This is a genomic window from Granulibacter bethesdensis CGDNIH1 (assembly GCF_000014285.2).
Classification (GTDB): Bacteria; Pseudomonadota; Alphaproteobacteria; order Acetobacterales; family Acetobacteraceae; genus Granulibacter; species Granulibacter bethesdensis.
This window is the reverse complement of the sequence record NC_008343.2, coordinates 569,579-585,963: the sequence shown is the minus strand read 5'-3', so window position 1 is coordinate 585,963 and position 16,385 is coordinate 569,579. Positions and strand designations below refer to the sequence as shown.

Below are 16,385 nucleotides of genomic sequence, written 5' to 3'. Positions count from 1 at the left end.
CTTCCACAATAGCCGGCAGACAGCAGCACAGGTTGACACACCGGGCCGCCCGGTCTTGCCTGATCGCCTCATGCGCAAGACTTTCCTTTGGCGCCTCTGCTGTCCGGTATGGACATGAAAAGGCATCCGGCATGGCTTTCCTGTCACGCAGACCGTTTCTGAACGCGTTGCTCGGAGCAGGTGCGATCAGCCTCTGCGCACCCCGCGCTGTCCGGGCGGCTGATTATAACCGGTTCATTTCGGCCAGTGATGGCATCCGTCTGCACATGATTGAGGCAGGCTCTGCCTCCGCACCATCGATCCTGTTTGTGCCGGGCTGGTGCATGCCCGCCTGGATCTGGGACCGGCAGCTCACCTTCTTCAGCAGACGCTTTCACGTTGCCGCTCTGGACCCGCGCGGACAGGGGGAAAGCGACATTCCCTCCACCGGCTATGATCCATGGCGACGCGGGCAGGATATTGCCGATGCCATTGCCCAACTCGGCGGAGACACAGGCGCGGGCGTGTTGCTGGTGGGCTGGTCGCTCGGTGTGCTGGACGTGCTGGCCTATCTGCATGAGCATGGAGATTCGCATATTGCCGGGCTGGTACTGATCGACAATTCCATTGGCGAGAACCCAGCCCCCGGAGCAGTCTCCGGCAAGCGACGAGGAGGCAGGAAAGCGCACCCTCTCAATCGGCAGGCTTCAATGCAGGCTTTTGTGCGCAGCATGTTCCATAAGCCGCAATCAACTGCTTTTCTGGAACAGCTGACCCAGGATGCACTCCATACCCCTCCCGATGTCGCGGCGGCCCTGCTGCGCTATCCCGTTCCCCGCACCTACTGGAAAGAAGCCGTGTATGCGACTGCCAAACCGGTTCTGTATGCCGTGCGCCCGGCTTTCGAAGGACAGGCCATGAATCTTGCCGCCCGCCACCCCAATGCGGAAATCAGCATCTTCCGCACCGCAGGTCACGCGCTGTTCATCGATGAGGCCGACCGATTCAACAGGCTGATGGAATCATTTATCACTCGAAAAGTCTGGCCGCGGACAGTCCTGAAATGAGTGTCCCTCTCTCCTCCGATCACAACACAGGATTAAGACCAGCACCGCTGTTGGCACTGGCCCTGATTTCCGGGGCGGCGGTCGGGTATGAAACCGCCCTGACCCGCTATTTTGCCGTCGCGAAATGGTCGGAATATGGGTACTGGGTCATTTCCATCGTCATGGCCGGTCTGGCCCTGTCCGGGGTTGCGACCGCGCTGGCTCGACAGACTCTGACGAAATACGGGACTGCCTTGCAAGCCATCTTGCCGCTGCTGCTGCTGCCCGCAGCAGTAGGCGGTTATCTGTGTGTGACGGCCAATCCGTTCAATCCGCTCCAGTTGCAGAACCCGGCCACGTACGGACCACAGCTCTGGCTGATCGGGCTGTATTATGCGGCCTTGCTGCCGTTTTTCTTTCTGACCGGGTTGTATATCAGCCTGTCTTTCATCCTCGGCTCGGCCAGGCTTGGCAAGACATATGGCTATGATCTTGCCGGAGCGGGCGGCGGGGCACTGCTGGTGCTGGTGCTGATGCAATATGTGCATCCATTTCAGCTGATGCCCTGCATGCTGCCTTTATTGCTGCTGGCCTGCTGGCTGGCCGGATCACGTTTGCCCCCACGGCTACGCGCTGCCCATACCGCGCTGGCGCTGCTGTTGTTTGCAACAGGTATAGGAGCGCTGCATTACGACAGCGCGGCGTTTAACGATTTCAAGCCGATCTATGCCCCCCTGCATGTCGAAGGCGCACGGATGGTGCAGGAAGTCGACTCCCCGCGTGGTCTTTACAATGTGCTGGCGGATTTTACGGAACGGGTCGATACCGATATCTCCAATGATGCCGGCATGCTCAATCTGCCCGGACCGCCCAGGACCCTCGGCGTCTATCGCGACGGCAACCGGATCGCCGCCCTGCCGCTGAGTGGCCCGGGGCAGCCCGGGCTTGATGCACGCTATGCTCCTGCTGCCCTGAATGCATTGCCCTACATACTGGAAAGCGCAGCCCTGAAAGCAGGCGGACAGGTGTTGCTGATCGGCAGTGGCGGAGGATTCAGGATCGCCGAGGCCAAAGCTCTCGGAGCCGCCCATGTCACGGCACTGGAACCGGACCCGATCCTGCGCAAGCTGATGCCCGGAGGTTTCGAACTCTCCGGCGCCAATCCCGTCGGCGTGGCACGCCGCCATCCGGCGACCTTTGCAATGATCGATGTCTCGTCGGATTTTCTCGACGAACAGGAAGCCAATGCCCATGTCTTTACCCGTGAATCGCTCGATACCCTGATCGGAGCCCTGGCACCGGGCGGGGTGCTGTCCCTGCCTGTTTCGATCCGTGAATTTCCTGCCTATGCCGTGCGATTGCTGGCCACAGTACGGGATGCGCTGCGTGCACGCGGGGTCGATCCCATGACGCGGGTGATCGTGTACCGCTCGGCATGGAACCTGCGCATCCTGGTCAGTAATCAACCATTCTCCGCAGGCACGATTACCACTGCGCGCCACTTTGCCGATCAGCGTTCTTTCGACGTCCCCTATTTCCCCGGCATTGATCTACAGGCCGCCAAAGCCTCGATTTACAATGATCTGCCACCGGTTTCATTCGAGGATGGGTCGGTGGGCAGTGGAAGCGGCCCGGCCGATGCCGTGGCAGAGGAAGCCTTGCCCGTCCTGTCAGAGCGGGATGATGCCGATCTGCGAACCGGATCGCAACGTGCCTTCAACCTCTCGCCTATCACGGAGGATCGGCCCTTCTTTTATTCGGTGCTGCGCCTGTCGCATCTCGGAACCATTCTCCAGCGTCTGGAAATGCTGCCGCAACAAGAGATCGGTCCTCTGGTCAATCTCGCCGTACTGGCCCAGGCCGCCTTGCTTGCCATGATCGTGCTGGTGCTGCCAATGATCCGTCCCCGCCGGATCGGGATGAGCGCCGGAGGCACCGCCCGCGCCGTTGCCTATTTTGCAGTTCTGGGTCTTGGCTTTCTGTTTATTGAAATCGTTCTGATCGACAAGGCCGCTTTCTGGTTGAATGATCGGGCCACCGCCTTTGCCGCCGTGCTCAGCATGATGCTGATTTTTTCCGGGATCGGCGCGATGCTGTCCGGGCGCTTTACCACGGAGGCGGCTCGCACCCTGCGCATTGCGGCCGGACTGACCATAGTGTGGTGTGCCGCTATCCTGTATGGCCTGCCCGCGCTGGTGCTGAACACGCTGGACTGGCCGATCATGTTGCGACTGCTACTGCTGGGTGTCGTGCTGGCGCCGGTTTCCATCCTGCTTGGTCTGTTTTTTCCGCTGGGCCTGCATGGTACGCCGCCGGGGCTGCTACCTTGGGCCTGGGGCGTGAATGGCGCTTTTTCGGTTGTTGCAACGCCCCTCGCGAATTTGTTGGCTTTGCAGAAAGGTTATTCCGTGCTGCTGATCGGGGCCGCTATGCTGTATGGGCTGGCTGCCCTTCTGTTCCACACGCCTTCCGCCACCCGGGCGGAATTCAGGCAAGGATATTGACCCGCATGTTTTCCCGCCGCTCCCTGATTGTTGCAGGAGCCGCCACCGGTGCTGCTCTGCCCTTCTCCAGTAAAGGGCCGCGCCTGTTTGCTCAGGCCCGTGCAGCCGATGCCGCCGCAGCCCAGCCATGGACGCTCGAACGGTTTGAGAAGGCGATGGCCGAGTCCGGCCGTCCCTGCAAGATCGATCAGAAGACGTTCGATGCCATTCAGGCCCGTAAACCTGCGGCCCTGCAACGGATTGAATCCTATCTGAAGGAAAGGCTCGGCCATGCCGATCCGGCGGTGATGGAAGCTTTCCGCCAGTTACCGCGCGAGTATTACCACTATCACTATGACACCCATACGCCGACCCCAAGCGCGGCTTATGAGGCCGATCCGAAACCCTGGGCGCTCGGCTACGGATCGGCGCTGTCCGACTATCTTGGACAGGCCTACATGTCTCAGGTCTGCGAGGCGAAGCCCGAGCATGTGACGCTGGAAATTGGCACGGGCAGCGGGTTCCAGAGCTCTCTTCTGTCCCGCATCGTCAAACACAGCTATTCGATCGAGATTATCGAGCCGCTGGGTAAGGCGGTCGGGAAAATCTTCAGGCCGCTGGGCTATGACAATATCTCCAGCCGGGTCGGTGACGGCTATTTCGGCTGGCCGGAGGTCGAGGGAGGATTCGATGTCATCATCGTCACCTGTGCCGCCCAATATGCTCCGCCGGATCTGCTGAAGCAGTTGAAGCCCAATGGCCGGATGATCATTCCCATCGGGCAGCCCTTCAAGCGCGGGCAGATTCTCTACATCTACACCAAGGATGCCGAGGGCAAGGTCCATTCCCGGCGCGATGTCGGTGTGTTCTTTATCCCGATGACCGGCGCGATGATGAAAACACCCCGCCCGGGCTCCGATAATACCCATATGGAGAAAGCCACTCCGACGGCATCTCCCACAGCAATGCCAGCGAATGGGTCTCACGTCGAATAAAGAACGGCGGATATATTTGCAGCCACACGCACGCTTTTGTGCCTGATGAGCAAGCGGCCCGCTTGATTTTTCAGGCGGGCCGTTTTCTCTTCGTTTTCATCTCTGGCCGACACGGTCGGAAGAGAAAACGGTTTTTCATACGAGCGGAATTTTTATGGATTTTTCGAGCACGCGCGTCCTTTGCATCGGTGATGTCATGCTGGACAGATTTATGCATGGCAGCGTGGAACGCATCTCCCCGGAAGCGCCTGTGCCGGTCCTGCGTATCACCAGCACCCATTCCATGCTCGGCGGCGCAGGCAATGTGGCCCATAACATTGCCGATCTGGGCGGCACAGCCATTCTGGTCGGGCTGATCGGCCATGATGACACCGCCATCGCACTCAGAACTCATCTGGAGCGTGTCCCCGGTATCGTCAACGCCCTGGTGGAAAGCCCCCATCGGCCGACCATCTGCAAAACCCGCTTTCTGGCCGCGCAGCAGCAGGTTGTTCGCACTGATGATGAAAGCCACCTGCCAACCCAACCCGCAGAAGAAATGCTGCTACAGACCATGGTCGCCACGCATATCACAGAGTGTGGCGCGGTCATTTTATCGGATTACGGCAAGGGCGTACTGTCGCCTGCCGTGATCAAGCATGTGATCGGACTGGCTCGACAGGCCGGTATTCCGGTTTTCGTCGATCCCAAAAGACTGGATTTTTCGGTTTATGCCGGTGCGACCTGCATCACACCGAACGTCAAGGAGCTGTCCGCCGCCGCCCATCAGCGTGCCGATGACGAGGCATCCGTTATTGCCGCGGCCCGGATTGTCATGCAGCAGGCTGAGGGCGCATCGATTCTCGCGACACGTTCCGAAAAGGGCATGATGCTGATAGAAGCCCCTGCGGAAGGGCGGGACGACATCGCCATTCACACCGTGCCCGCCCGTGCGCGGGAAGTATTCGACGTCTCCGGGGCTGGCGACACCGTGATCGCCACCCTCGCCCTGGCGCATGCCAGCGGCCTCACCCTTGAAAGTGCCATGCGAATCTCCAATGCCGCCGCAGGCGTTGTGGTCAGCAAGGCGGGAACTGCCACGCTCAATGTGGACGAACTGCGCGCAGAACTGGATGAATCCGCCATCTCCAATGGCAGCACCGGCTCTGCCCGTAGTCTTGGTGAAGCACGGTCTCTCGTCAAGAAATGGAAGCAGCTTGGTCTGACCGTCGGCTTTACCAATGGATGCTTTGATATCCTGCACGCGGGCCATGTCAGCCTGTTGAATGAGGCCCGCACGCGTTGTGACCGGCTTATCGTCGCTGTCAATACGGATGCGAGCGTTTCGCGCCTCAAGGGACCAACCCGTCCCATTAATGGATTTGAAGATCGCTGCACTGTTTTGGCTGGGCTGAGGAGCGTGGATTGTGTCGTCGGATTTCAGGAAGACACGCCCCTCTCCGTGATCTCCGTTCTGCTTCCTGACCGGCTGTTCAAGGGTGCTGATTATCGCGAGGAAGATGTGGTCGGCGGCGATGTCGTCCGCGCAGCGGGTGGGAAAGTGGAGTTGATTGATCTGGTACCGGGCCGTTCAACCACTGGAATCGTGAAGAAAATCTCGACACTCACCTGAATCGCCCCCATCGGCGGGGGAACGCAGCGGGGCCATGATCGTTGAGCCTGATGAAAACCCGGCACCATCCCGGCCGGATCATCAGGAAGGAATGGCCATGAAACGCCCTGCCACCCTTGGTACCGCTCTTGTTCTGTGCCTCGGTCTCACTGTGCCCTTGTCAGTGCATGCCGAGGACACGGTCACTGAAAGCAATCACCAACAAACGCATCATAAACATCATAAAGCACGTCCGGACGCAAAAACCGGCACTTCATCCAACACATCGGATGGTGCCATGGGCACCGGCACAACCAAAGATGACAAAGCCGGCCTTCAAACGAATGTGCCCGGTGCCGTGAAAGAAAAAACGCCCAACGCGCAATAAGACTGACCCAGACATGGAAAAGGGGAGGAGCGTTCCCGCTCCTCCCCTTTTTTGTAGATCCGAAACGCTGTCGATTAGAAGAACAGCATCGTGCCGGCGGTGAAGTTGTTGGAATGCAGGGCGGTATCGCCATGCGACTTCGCCTGCACATAGGCATATTCGCCAACCAGTGTCATCCAGTCGGTCAGGCTGTAATACACGCCACCGATCGCGGCTTCGTTGGTGCGAACCAGATCCGGGTTCACTTCACCCGGAGCCTGATTCAGATTGCTCTGACCATAGCTGGCGACCAGACGGAGCTTCTTGGTCACACTGTAGGTGCCCTGCACATAGTAGCCTTCGGAATCACGCTTGCGGCCATTGGCGGCAATCGCGTCGAAGAACAGACCGGTCGTGCCGAGGCCTGACCCACGGTAGTAGTAGCCGACCATACCGAACGGGCCATAATTGGCCTTGATACCGCCATCAATTGCGGCAGACAGCACGCTGTCACGCGCGTTGGCACCGACAATGCCCTGCATCTTCTGCTGCGGCTGCACCAGGAAGCTGCTCCATAGACGGCCATTGAGCGCACCGAAGGCATAGTCATAGGTGACTTTGCCCTGGAACATCAGCGTATCGCTGGATGTCTTGGTTACACCCGGTTCGCCGCTGAAAGCGTTGGTAACGGAGTAGGGGGACATGGCACCCACGGTGATCTGCACACCACCGAAAGTCGGGGAGGCGTAGCTGATCTGCGGCAGCCAGTCGGCATACACATAACCGATACCGATACGGCCCAGCGCGGTATTGCCAGGCATCGTGTTGCCACCGGCGGCACCGACACCGAGCAGCGTCGCATCGCTCAAGATCGCATCAGAACCGAAGATGCCCAGGTCACGACCAACTTTGACCGTGCCGAATTTCTTCGTGCCAGCGGTGACATAGACCTGACGGAAATCAATACCGGCTGTGCTGAGGCCATAGGCAGACCCACCACCATTGGCACCGAAGATCGTGCCGGTATTGGAGCTGTTAATGCCCGGGTAAATACCAAACACGGCAGACATATCGATACCGGCCTGAGTGGTGCTGGCCTTGAAGATCAGAGCTGCGGGCAGCAGGCCGTCACGGATGGCAGAGGAGTCGCCATTGGGGGCTGCAAGACCGCCACCCACCTTGCCGCTGCCTGTCGCGCCGGCGCTGTAGGTATAGTACCCGTTCACAAAGCCGGAGAAGTTCAGGTCGATGTCACCGGCACGGATGGTGATCCCCTTGCCCGGCACATAAGGCTTGCTGCGGATGATGTTCGATGCCTGCAGGGAGGACTGGGCAGACTGGGCGGCGGCCTGAGCAGCAGCAGCGCTGGCGGCGGCGCTGGCGGCAGCAGCCTGCGCATCAGAAGCTCCATCCGCCTGGGCGGCGCGGGATGTACGGCCCTTTACAGCGCGGGAGCCTGTGCCATGCTTGGCCATCAGGGCGCCATACTCGTTCTGGGTCAGGCTGCCCTTGGCACGCAGAATGTTCAGCAGATCGGTATAATCATCTGCGAAGGCCGGGGTAACTGCAAAACCAGCGCCCACGGCAATAACAGTGCTCACTTTGAGCCATGTCGAGAACTTTATCGACATTTAAAGACCCCCCAAATTTCGGTTTATTATTATTTCGTGATCCGACCATACCGCTTAGGCATCGTCAAGATTAACAGAAGGTCATTCTGCGGTAATCACGTTACTGTGGCATTTTTGCACAACACATTGTGCTGAAGTGATGTAAGACCGTGGCCCAAACCTTGTTTTTTGCTGCACCGCACAAATAAATAACCCGACCGATGACTTGTGTTGCACCTGCGCAACACAAGCTTTTGACTCATGAGGCTGTTAAGCATTGCAACGGATAAACCATGATGTATGGTGATATAAAATATTAACCATAAAATGGTGTAAAATGAGCGGAAAAGACGAACAGCTTCATCCGGCTACACTCGCCTTGCATGCGGGCTGGCGCCGTGATCCGGCAACCCGTGCGGTTGCCGTCCCGATCTATCAGACGACATCCTATCAGTTCGATGATACCGCCCATGCTGCCGATCTGTTCGGGCTGAGGCAGCTCGGCAATATCTATACGCGCCTCGGCAATCCGACCAATGACGTGCTGGAACAGCGCATTGCCGCATTGGAAGGCGGCGCTGCGGCTCTCGCCGTTGCCTCCGGTCAGGCTGCCTCGGCTTACGCAATCCAGAACCTTGCGAGAGCAGGCGACAATATCGTCAGCTCGACCGATCTTTACGGGGGAACGTGGAATCTGTTTGCCCATACCCTGCGCGATCAGGGTATTGAGGTACGCTTTGTAGACCCCACCGAGCCGGCCGCTTTCGTACGTGCCAGCGACGATCGTACCCGCGCCTGGTATGCGGAAAGCCTGCCCAATCCAAAGCTGGACGTTTTTCCAATTGCAGAGGTGGCCGCACTGGGCCGTCCGCTGGGCATTCCCCTCATTATTGATAACACGGCGGCCCCACTGCTGATCCGCCCGCTGGAGCATGGAGCAGCCATAGTCGTCTATTCCGCCACCAAATATCTCGGCGGTCACGGCACCAGTATTGGCGGGCTGATCGTCGATGGCGGGCAGTTCGACTGGGCCGCTTATCCAGAGCGCCAGCCCGCACTGAACCAGCCTGATCCCAGTTATCACGGCGCGGTGTGGGTGGAAGCAACCAAGGCGCTTGGCCCGGTCGCCTACATCGTCAAAATCCGCACGACCCTGTTGCGCGATCTGGGGGCGGCGATCAGCCCCTTCAATGCGTTTCTGCTGCTACAGGGTGTGGAAACACTGCCTCTGCGGATCGACGCACATAGCCGCAATGCCTCCATTGTCGCAGACTGGCTGGCCAGCAGAAAGGAGGTGATTCGTGTTATCCACCCGAACCATCAGACGGGAGCCGCACGGGCACGGGCTGATAAATACCTGCCTGGCGGCAAAGGTGGCCTGGTCGGATTCGAACTGGCAGGCGGTGCGGAAGCAGGGCGTCGCTTCATCGACCGGCTGAAGCTTTTCCTGCATGTCGCCAATATCGGCGATGCAAGGAGTCTGGCGATTCACCCGGCCACGACGACCCATTCCCAACTGGATGAAACGGCTCTTGCCGCAACCGGCGTCTCCCCCAGTTATGTGCGCCTGTCGATCGGACTGGAGCATATCGACGATATTCTCCGCGATCTCGATCAGGCCCTGGAAAAGGGCTGAATAAAGCCGGCCATAGACAATCGCCCTTGTTAAAAACCGTGTCCCAAAGACCACAGCGCCGACGTGACACAGTGATTGCAAAAAAATGTGGAATGTCTCCGATTATAGTTGCGAAATGCCTCTACCGGACTGCTAGGCTGTGTTTCAGAAGTTCCATGATGCGGGACGATCCGGCGGTCCATCAGTTCAGGAGTTCGGCGGAGCAGCCCTGACGGGTGCGATCATTCTGCAAGCGCAGAAATCGCTTTTTTTCCTCCTCCCTCCCCTGCTGCAGGACAGGCCGCGCTCCCACATATGGGATGTTGAAGTACAGCCTGCGCCGTCCGGAACAGAGACATGCGCGATTGTTGCGGACGACGTATGGCGGTTCGGTATCGCCGTTTTCTGCATACCGTTCCCTCCCACGGGATACGGCATCTCAGGCAGGCTGATACCGGACGGACTGCACAGTCCCACGCGGGAGCGTCGGACTGTCACCCGAAACGTCACGGAGCCGCCCTTCATGAGCTTGCTGGACGATCTGTTTTCCAAATCCAGGCACACTTACGAAACCCGTCGTGAAGTCGACATGTCGCTGAGCGAATATCTGTCGCTCTGCCGGGATAAGCCCGATACCTACGCAACCGCCGCCGAACGCATGGTGAAGGCGATTGGCGAGCCGGACGTGATTGATACGTCCCGGGATGCGCGGTTGGGACGCGTCTTCATGAACCGCACCATCAAGGTCTATCCCACCTTTGCCGAATTCTACGGCATGGAGGAAACGATCGAGCGGATCGTCAACTTCTTCCGCTATGCCGCTCAGGGTCTGGAAGAACGGAAACAGATACTCTACCTGCTTGGTCCGGTAGGCGGCGGCAAATCGTCGCTCGCCGAGAGACTGAAAGCCCTGATGGAGCAGGAGCCGATCTATGTGCTCAAAGCAGGAACAGCGATCAGCCCGGTTTTCGAAAGCCCCCTGGGCCTGTTCGATCCAGAGGCGATGGGACCGCTGCTGGAAGACAAGTTCGCCATTCCCCGCCGCCGTCTGACCGGGCTGCTCAGCCCGTGGGCACTGAAGCGGCTGGACGAGTTTGACGGCAATATCGACCGGTTCCGGGTTGCCAAGCTCTACCCATCCCGCCTGCGCCAGATCGGCGTTGCGAAAACCGAGCCCGGCGATGAAAATAATCAGGATATTTCCAGCATGGTCGGCAAGGTCGACATTCGCATGCTGGAGCATTTCAGCCAGAACGATCCCGATGCCTACAGCTTTTCCGGCGGTCTGAACCGCGCCACGCAGGGGATGCTGGAATTTGTGGAGATGTTCAAGGCACCGATCAAGATGCTGCATCCGCTGTTGACCGCCACGCAGGAGGGCAATTACGTCGGCACGGAAAATATCGGCGCCATCCCGTTTCAGGGTGTGATCCTGGCCCATTCCAATGAAAGCGAATGGCAGAGCTTTCGTAATAACAAGAATAATGAAGCCTTTATCGACCGGATCTGCGTGATCAAGGTTCCCTACTGCCTGCGCGTCACCGAAGAGGAAAAAATTTACGACAAGCTGATCCGAAACAGTGATCTGGCCAGCTCCCCCTGCGCACCCGGCACGCTGGAAATGCTGGCGCGCTGCGCAGTGCTGTCACGTCTGACGCCGCCCGCTTCCGGCAGCCTGTTTTCGAAACTGCGCGTCTATGACGGAGAGAGTCTGAAAGAAACGGACCCTCATGCCAAATCGGTACAGGAATATCGTGATGCTGCCGGGCTGGATGAAGGTATGGACGGAATTTCCACCCGCTTTGCCTTCAAGGTGCTGTCCGCGACTTTCAACCACGATACGCAGGAGGTCGCGGCCGATCCGGTGCATCTGATGTATGTGCTGGAACAGTCGATCCGGCGTGAGCAACTGGCCCAGGACACTGAAAAACGCTATCTGGAGTTCATCAAGGCCGAACTGGCCCCACGCTATGCCGAGTTCATCGGTCATGAGGTGCAGAAAGCCTATCTGGAAAGCTACAATGATTACGGCCAGAACCTGTTCGACCGGTATGTCGATTACGCAGACGCCTGGATCGAGCATCAGGATTTCAAAGACCCTGATACCGGCCAGATGATGGATCGTGAGCTGCTTAATCAGGAGCTGACCAAAATCGAGAAACCCGCCGGGATCGCCAATCCCAAGGATTTCCGTAACGAAGTCGTCAAGTTCTCCCTGCGTGCCCGTGCCAATCATGGCGGCCGCAATCCGTCCTGGACCAGCTATGAGAAAATCCGGGAGGTCATTGAACGGCGGATGTTCAGTCAGGTGGAAGATCTTCTGCCCGTGATTTCTTTTGGCTCCAAGAAAGAAGCGGAGACAGAGAAGAAACATACCGAGTTCGTCCAGCGCATGATGAGCCGCGGCTATACAGAGCGGCAGGTCCGGCGCCTGGTGGAATGGTATATGCGCACGAAGCAGGCGGGCTGAGACGCCCGCCGATCGGAGGCAGGATTTGAATATTGTTGATCGCAGGCTGAACCCACGTGGCAAAAGCCTGGCCAACCGTCAGCGTTTTATCCGCAAGGCACGGCGGCAGATCATGGAGGCAGTCCGCGATGCCGCCGCCCGTCAGGGTATCCGGGAAACCGGCGTCGGCGAAGGTATCCGGATCAATACCGATGCCCTGCGCGAGCCGACCCTGCACCATGCATCCGGCACCGGAAACCGTACCCATGTGCTGCCCGGCAACAAGGAGTTTGTGGAAGGTGATCAGATCCGCCGTCAGGGCGGCGGAGGTCGTGGAAAAGGGCGGGAGGGAGCGCCTGATGGCGAGGGAGAGGACGCCTTCACCTTTGCCCTGTCACAGGACGAATTTCTCGATCTTTTTCTGGAAGATCTGGAACTGCCCGATCTGCTGCGCCGTCAGTTGCGCTCGGCAGAGGAAGCGACACCCCGCCGGGCGGGATATGCGATCAGCGGATCGGCCACCAATGTCAATCTGGTCCGCACCATGCGCAACAGCCTCTCTCGCCGCATTGCGCTGGGCCGCCCCCGCCTTGAGGAAACCGAGGCAGAAGAACGTGAACTGGCAAGTCTGCTCGAAAACGGGACCGATCCGGAACGACAGGCAGAACTGCGGCACAGGATCGAACAGGCACGCTCCCGCGGGCGGCGTATCCCGTTTATCGATCCGATCGATATTCGCTACAACCGCTATCAAAGCGTGCCGCGCCCGGCTGCCAGCGCCGTGATGTTCTGCCTGATGGATGTCTCAGGCTCCATGACCGAACATATGAAAGATCTGGCCAAGCGGTTCTACAAGCTGCTCTATCTTTTCCTCAGTCGTCGCTACAAACATGTCGATATCGTCTTTATCCGGCATACCCATGTCGCGAAGGAAGTGGATGAAGAGGCCTTCTTCACCAGCACTGAATCAGGGGGTACCGTCGTTTCCACCGCGCTGGAAAAAATGCTGGCCATCATGAAGGACCGATATGCAAAGGAGGACTGGAATATTTATGCTGCACAGGCATCGGATGGCGATAATTTGCCTTCCGACAACAGCCATGCCTGCGCCCTCTTAACGCGAGAGATTTTGCCGCAATGCCAGTATTTCGCCTATCTTGAGGTGGGTGCCGAAAACATGCCCGGTGGAGACACGGAGTTATGGCGCGCCTACAAAACCGTGGCTGAATCAGACCAGCCACTGGCCATGCGCCACGTCAGCCACCGCGGGCAGATTTATCCCGTGTTCCGGCAGCTGTTTACCCGTGACAAAGCCACACGCGACAGCATCAACGAGGTGGAGGCATGAACGCTCCCGAACCAGGCATCGCCTCCGGCCGTGACTGGAGCTTTGATCAGCTTCAGCGCAGCTATGACAGGATCGAAAAGATCGCCCTGCATGAAATGGGTCTGAACGTCTATCCGAACCAGATCGAGGTGATTACCTCTGAACAGATGCTTGATGCTTACAGCTCTATCGGCCTGCCGCTGATGTATCGGCACTGGTCTTTCGGCAAGCGCTTTGCACGGGACGAAACATTATACCGTAATGGCCAGCAGGGGCTGGCTTATGAAATCGTCATCAATTCCGATCCCTGCATTGTTTATATCATGGAGGAAAACTCCATGGCGATGCAGGCGCTGGTCATGGCCCATGCCGCGTTCGGGCATAACCATTTCTTTAAAAACAATGCGCTGTTCCGGCAATGGACCGATGCGGGCGGCATTCTCGATTATATGGATTTTGCAAAAAGCTATATCAGCCGCTGCGAAGAACGCTATGGCGAGGAAGAGGTCGAACGGCTTCTGGATGCGGCCCATGCCCTGATGACACAGGGCGTCAGCCGCTATCCACGCCGCAATCTTCCGACCCTGCAGGATGAGGCCAGGCGGGAAGCGGAACGCCGTGCCGAGGCAGAGCGTACCTTCAACGATCTCTGGCGCACTTTGCCCGGTCGCTCCGGGGGAACGTCAGGATTGAGCGAACGGGCGGCAAGACAATCTCTTCTGGGACTACCAGAGGAAAACATCCTTTATTTTCTTGAGAAGAAAGCACCTCTGCTGAAAGACTGGCAGCGGGAGATTCTGCGGATCGTGCGTCATGTCGCACAGTATTTTTATCCGCAGAAACAGACGCGCCTGATGAATGAGGGCTGCGCCACCTGGACCCATTACAGCATCATGAACCGGCTGCATGAACAGGGCTTTTTGCAGGAAGGTGCGTTTCTGGAATTTCTGCATTCCCACACCAGTGTCGTATTTCAGCCGGATTTCGATGATCGCCGCTATTCCGGCATCAATCCTTATGCGCTCGGCTTTGCCATGATGGAGGATATTGTCCGCATATGCGAAAATCCCGATGAGGAAGATCGTGCATGGTTCCCGGATATTGCCGGAAACAAGGCCGGTCTGGAAACGCTGAAAGAAGCATGGGAAAATTATCGGGATGAAAGTTTTATCAGACAATTCCTCAGTCCGCGGCTGATCCGTAAACTCAAGCTGTTTGCGCTGCATGACGATAGCCGATCTGACCTTCTGGTCCGCTCCATTCATAACGAACGTGGATATCGCACCATTCGCAGCACGCTGGCTGATCAGTTCGATACGGTGCGGATGGAACCGGAACTGGAAGTCGTGGATGTCGATCTCGTCGGTGACCGCCGCCTGATCCTGCAACATCGCGTGCATAACGGAATCCTGCTGGAGAGTGGGGATGCAACCCTCGTGCTTCAGAGGCTGGCGGATTTGTGGGGTTACGAAGTCAGGCTGGAGGAGATAGATGCCGTCACCAATGCCGTGCTGCAGACCCACGAAGCCGGAAGCCGCTGACATGTTCAACAGGGAGTGATCTTGCGCTGTTCCTGCTCTAGCCGGGATAATGCACGCTTTGCAGATCGTCGGGACGGGAAAGCGCGTGAGCAGGGGCCATTTTGCAGATACCACGAACAGACGCAATTTCCTGCTGCTGATCCAGCTGCGTTGGCTGGCCATTATCGGACAGATTGTGACTATTGTCTTTGTGCATCGCCTGCTCGGTATTGCTTTACCGGTGCGGGCGATGAGTGCGGTGCTGATCTGCCTGCTGCTGCTTAATATCACCGATCTGATACGCTACCGGTCACAGAAAATCCTTAGCAACACAGAGATTTTCTTGGCCCTTCTGCTGGATGTCTCGGCCTTGACCGCACAGCTTTATCTCAGTGGCGGCACTGATAATCCGTTTATCTCGCTCTACCTGCTTCAGGTCATTCTCGGCACCGTCTTGCTGGATGCATGGTTCGCCTGGGCGTTGGTGGCCGTCACCAGCCTCTGCTTCATCTTTCTGACAATGCGGGCCATTCCGTTTCATCTGTCCGGCTCCGGAGATGTCCTGCCCTTCCACCTCCGCAGTCAGGGGATGTATATCGGCTTCGTGCTGGCAGCCTGCCTGCAGGTTTTTTTCGTCTCACGCATTCAACGCAACCTGAAGCAGCGTGACGCCTATCTGGCGGAATTACGACAGCAGAATGCCGAAGAAGCCCATATCGTCCGCATGGGCCTTCTCGCCTCCGGCGCGGCGCATGAGCTGGGCACACCGCTTTCCACCCTCTCCGTCATTCTGAATGACTGGCAGCATATGCCCCGCCTGCATAATGATGCAGAGCTTGGCGACGACATTATCGAGATGCAGGCTCAGGTAAACCGCTGCAAATCCATTGTGTCCGATATTCTGCTCTCCTCCGGCGATGCGCGCGGCGAGGGCACGCTACGCACCACAGCCTCAGCCTTTCTGACAGACACGATCGAGGAATGGCGGGAAGCATGTTCCCCTTCCCGGCTGGATGTGCGTATCGGCATCACCCCCGACCCCGCCATTGTTTCTGACATCGCGCTGAAACAGGTCTTGTTCAACCTGCTCGATAACGCCCTGGAAGCGTCACCTGGCTGGATCGGCGTCACCGCCAGAAAACAGGATAACACCCTCACCATTGTCGTGCAGGATGAAGGGCCGGGCTTTACCGACACGATCCTTGCCGATTTCGGCAAGCCTTATCGCAGCACAAAGGGAAAGCAGGGCAGTGGTGTCGGGCTTTTTCTGGTGGCCAATGTCATCCGCAAACTGGGTGGCACCGTGCATGCCACCAATCGGAAAGGCGGAGGAGCCTCCATTACCGTGCAGCTTCCCCTGGCGGCCATGGTGATAGAGGATAAGGCCGACGGAGAGCACTGAC

Annotated in this window: 11 protein-coding genes; 10 read left to right on the top strand and 1 reads right to left on the bottom strand. The window is 58.1% G+C overall.

Annotated features, from left to right (window positions below; translation table 11 throughout):
- Nucleotides 1–131 precede the first annotated feature (131 nt).
- From GBCGDNIH1_RS15005 to GBCGDNIH1_RS14985, 5 genes are all read left to right on the top strand, one after another.
- The gene (locus GBCGDNIH1_RS15005; RefSeq protein WP_043452677.1) at nt 132–1,046 is read left to right on the top strand and encodes an alpha/beta fold hydrolase; all 915 of its coding nucleotides are present in this window, start codon (nt 132–134) and stop codon (nt 1,044–1,046) included.
- Nucleotides 1,043–3,529 carry a hypothetical protein gene (locus GBCGDNIH1_RS15000; RefSeq protein WP_011631223.1) on the top strand — a complete coding sequence of 829 codons (2,487 nt, stop codon included), beginning with the start codon at nt 1,043–1,045 and terminating at the stop codon, nt 3,527–3,529. Before GBCGDNIH1_RS15005 ends, GBCGDNIH1_RS15000 begins: the two co-directional genes overlap by 4 nt.
- Nucleotides 3,530–3,534: 5 nt before the next feature.
- Nucleotides 3,535–4,503, top strand: a complete 969-nt coding sequence (locus tag GBCGDNIH1_RS14995; RefSeq protein ID WP_025318234.1) for a protein-L-isoaspartate O-methyltransferase family protein — start codon at nt 3,535–3,537, stop codon at nt 4,501–4,503.
- Nucleotides 4,504–4,657: 154 nt separating this feature from the next.
- A complete protein-coding gene (gene rfaE1, locus GBCGDNIH1_RS14990; RefSeq protein ID WP_011631221.1) occupies nt 4,658–6,115 on the top strand; it encodes a D-glycero-beta-D-manno-heptose-7-phosphate kinase in 1,458 nt (485 codons plus the stop codon).
- 34 nt (nt 6,116–6,149) lie between these two features.
- Nucleotides 6,150–6,482: a hypothetical protein gene (locus GBCGDNIH1_RS14985; RefSeq protein WP_011631220.1), complete on the top strand. Its 333-nt coding sequence runs from the start codon at nt 6,150–6,152 to the stop codon at nt 6,480–6,482.
- Nucleotides 6,483–6,556: 74 nt separating this feature from the next.
- Here the strand turns inward: GBCGDNIH1_RS14985 and GBCGDNIH1_RS14980 are convergent, their stop codons facing one another.
- A complete protein-coding gene (locus GBCGDNIH1_RS14980; protein ID WP_011631219.1) occupies nt 6,557–8,092 on the bottom strand; it encodes a porin in 1,536 nt (511 codons plus the stop codon).
- A gap of 316 nt (nt 8,093–8,408) precedes the next feature.
- On the opposite strand from GBCGDNIH1_RS14980, the gene GBCGDNIH1_RS14975 reads away from it, so the two are divergent.
- From GBCGDNIH1_RS14975 to GBCGDNIH1_RS14955, 5 genes are all read left to right on the top strand, one after another.
- On the top strand, nt 8,409–9,707 hold the full coding sequence (locus GBCGDNIH1_RS14975) for an O-acetylhomoserine aminocarboxypropyltransferase/cysteine synthase family protein (RefSeq protein WP_011631218.1): 1,299 nt from the start codon (nt 8,409–8,411) through the stop codon (nt 9,705–9,707).
- A gap of 502 nt (nt 9,708–10,209) precedes the next feature.
- On the top strand, nt 10,210–12,156 hold the full coding sequence (locus GBCGDNIH1_RS14970; RefSeq protein ID WP_043453564.1) for a PrkA family serine protein kinase: 1,947 nt from the start codon (nt 10,210–10,212) through the stop codon (nt 12,154–12,156).
- Nucleotides 12,157–12,181: 25 nt separating this feature from the next.
- On the top strand, nt 12,182–13,483 hold the full coding sequence (locus GBCGDNIH1_RS14965; RefSeq protein WP_011631216.1) for a YeaH/YhbH family protein: 1,302 nt from the start codon (nt 12,182–12,184) through the stop codon (nt 13,481–13,483).
- Nucleotides 13,480–15,003: a SpoVR family protein gene (locus GBCGDNIH1_RS14960; RefSeq protein ID WP_011631215.1), complete on the top strand. Its 1,524-nt coding sequence runs from the start codon at nt 13,480–13,482 to the stop codon at nt 15,001–15,003. Before GBCGDNIH1_RS14965 ends, GBCGDNIH1_RS14960 begins: the two co-directional genes overlap by 4 nt.
- 85 nt (nt 15,004–15,088) lie before the next feature.
- Complete coding sequence (locus GBCGDNIH1_RS14955; RefSeq protein WP_043453563.1) at nt 15,089–16,384, top strand: ATP-binding protein; 1,296 nt, start codon at nt 15,089–15,091, stop codon at nt 16,382–16,384.
- Nucleotide 16,385: the final 1 nt, after the last annotated feature.

What these genes read in the sequence shown, in the direction of transcription:
- GBCGDNIH1_RS14960 (WP_011631215.1), top strand. Translation starts at nt 13,480, where the DNA reads ATGAACGCTCCCGAACCAGGCATCGCCTCCGGCCGTGACTGGAGCTTT.
- GBCGDNIH1_RS15005 (WP_043452677.1), top strand. Translation starts at nt 132, where the DNA reads ATGGCTTTCCTGTCACGCAGACCGTTTCTGAACGCGTTGCTCGGAGCA.
- rfaE1 (WP_011631221.1), top strand. Translation starts at nt 4,658, where the DNA reads ATGGATTTTTCGAGCACGCGCGTCCTTTGCATCGGTGATGTCATGCTG.
- GBCGDNIH1_RS14985 (WP_011631220.1), top strand. Translation starts at nt 6,150, where the DNA reads ATGATCGTTGAGCCTGATGAAAACCCGGCACCATCCCGGCCGGATCAT.
- GBCGDNIH1_RS14980 (WP_011631219.1), bottom strand. Translation starts at nt 8,092, where the DNA reads ATGTCGATAAAGTTCTCGACATGGCTCAAAGTGAGCACTGTTATTGCC.
- GBCGDNIH1_RS14995 (WP_025318234.1), top strand. Translation starts at nt 3,535, where the DNA reads ATGTTTTCCCGCCGCTCCCTGATTGTTGCAGGAGCCGCCACCGGTGCT.
- GBCGDNIH1_RS14975 (WP_011631218.1), top strand. Translation starts at nt 8,409, where the DNA reads ATGAGCGGAAAAGACGAACAGCTTCATCCGGCTACACTCGCCTTGCAT.
- GBCGDNIH1_RS14970 (WP_043453564.1), top strand. Translation starts at nt 10,210, where the DNA reads ATGAGCTTGCTGGACGATCTGTTTTCCAAATCCAGGCACACTTACGAA.
- GBCGDNIH1_RS15000 (WP_011631223.1), top strand. Translation starts at nt 1,043, where the DNA reads ATGAGTGTCCCTCTCTCCTCCGATCACAACACAGGATTAAGACCAGCA.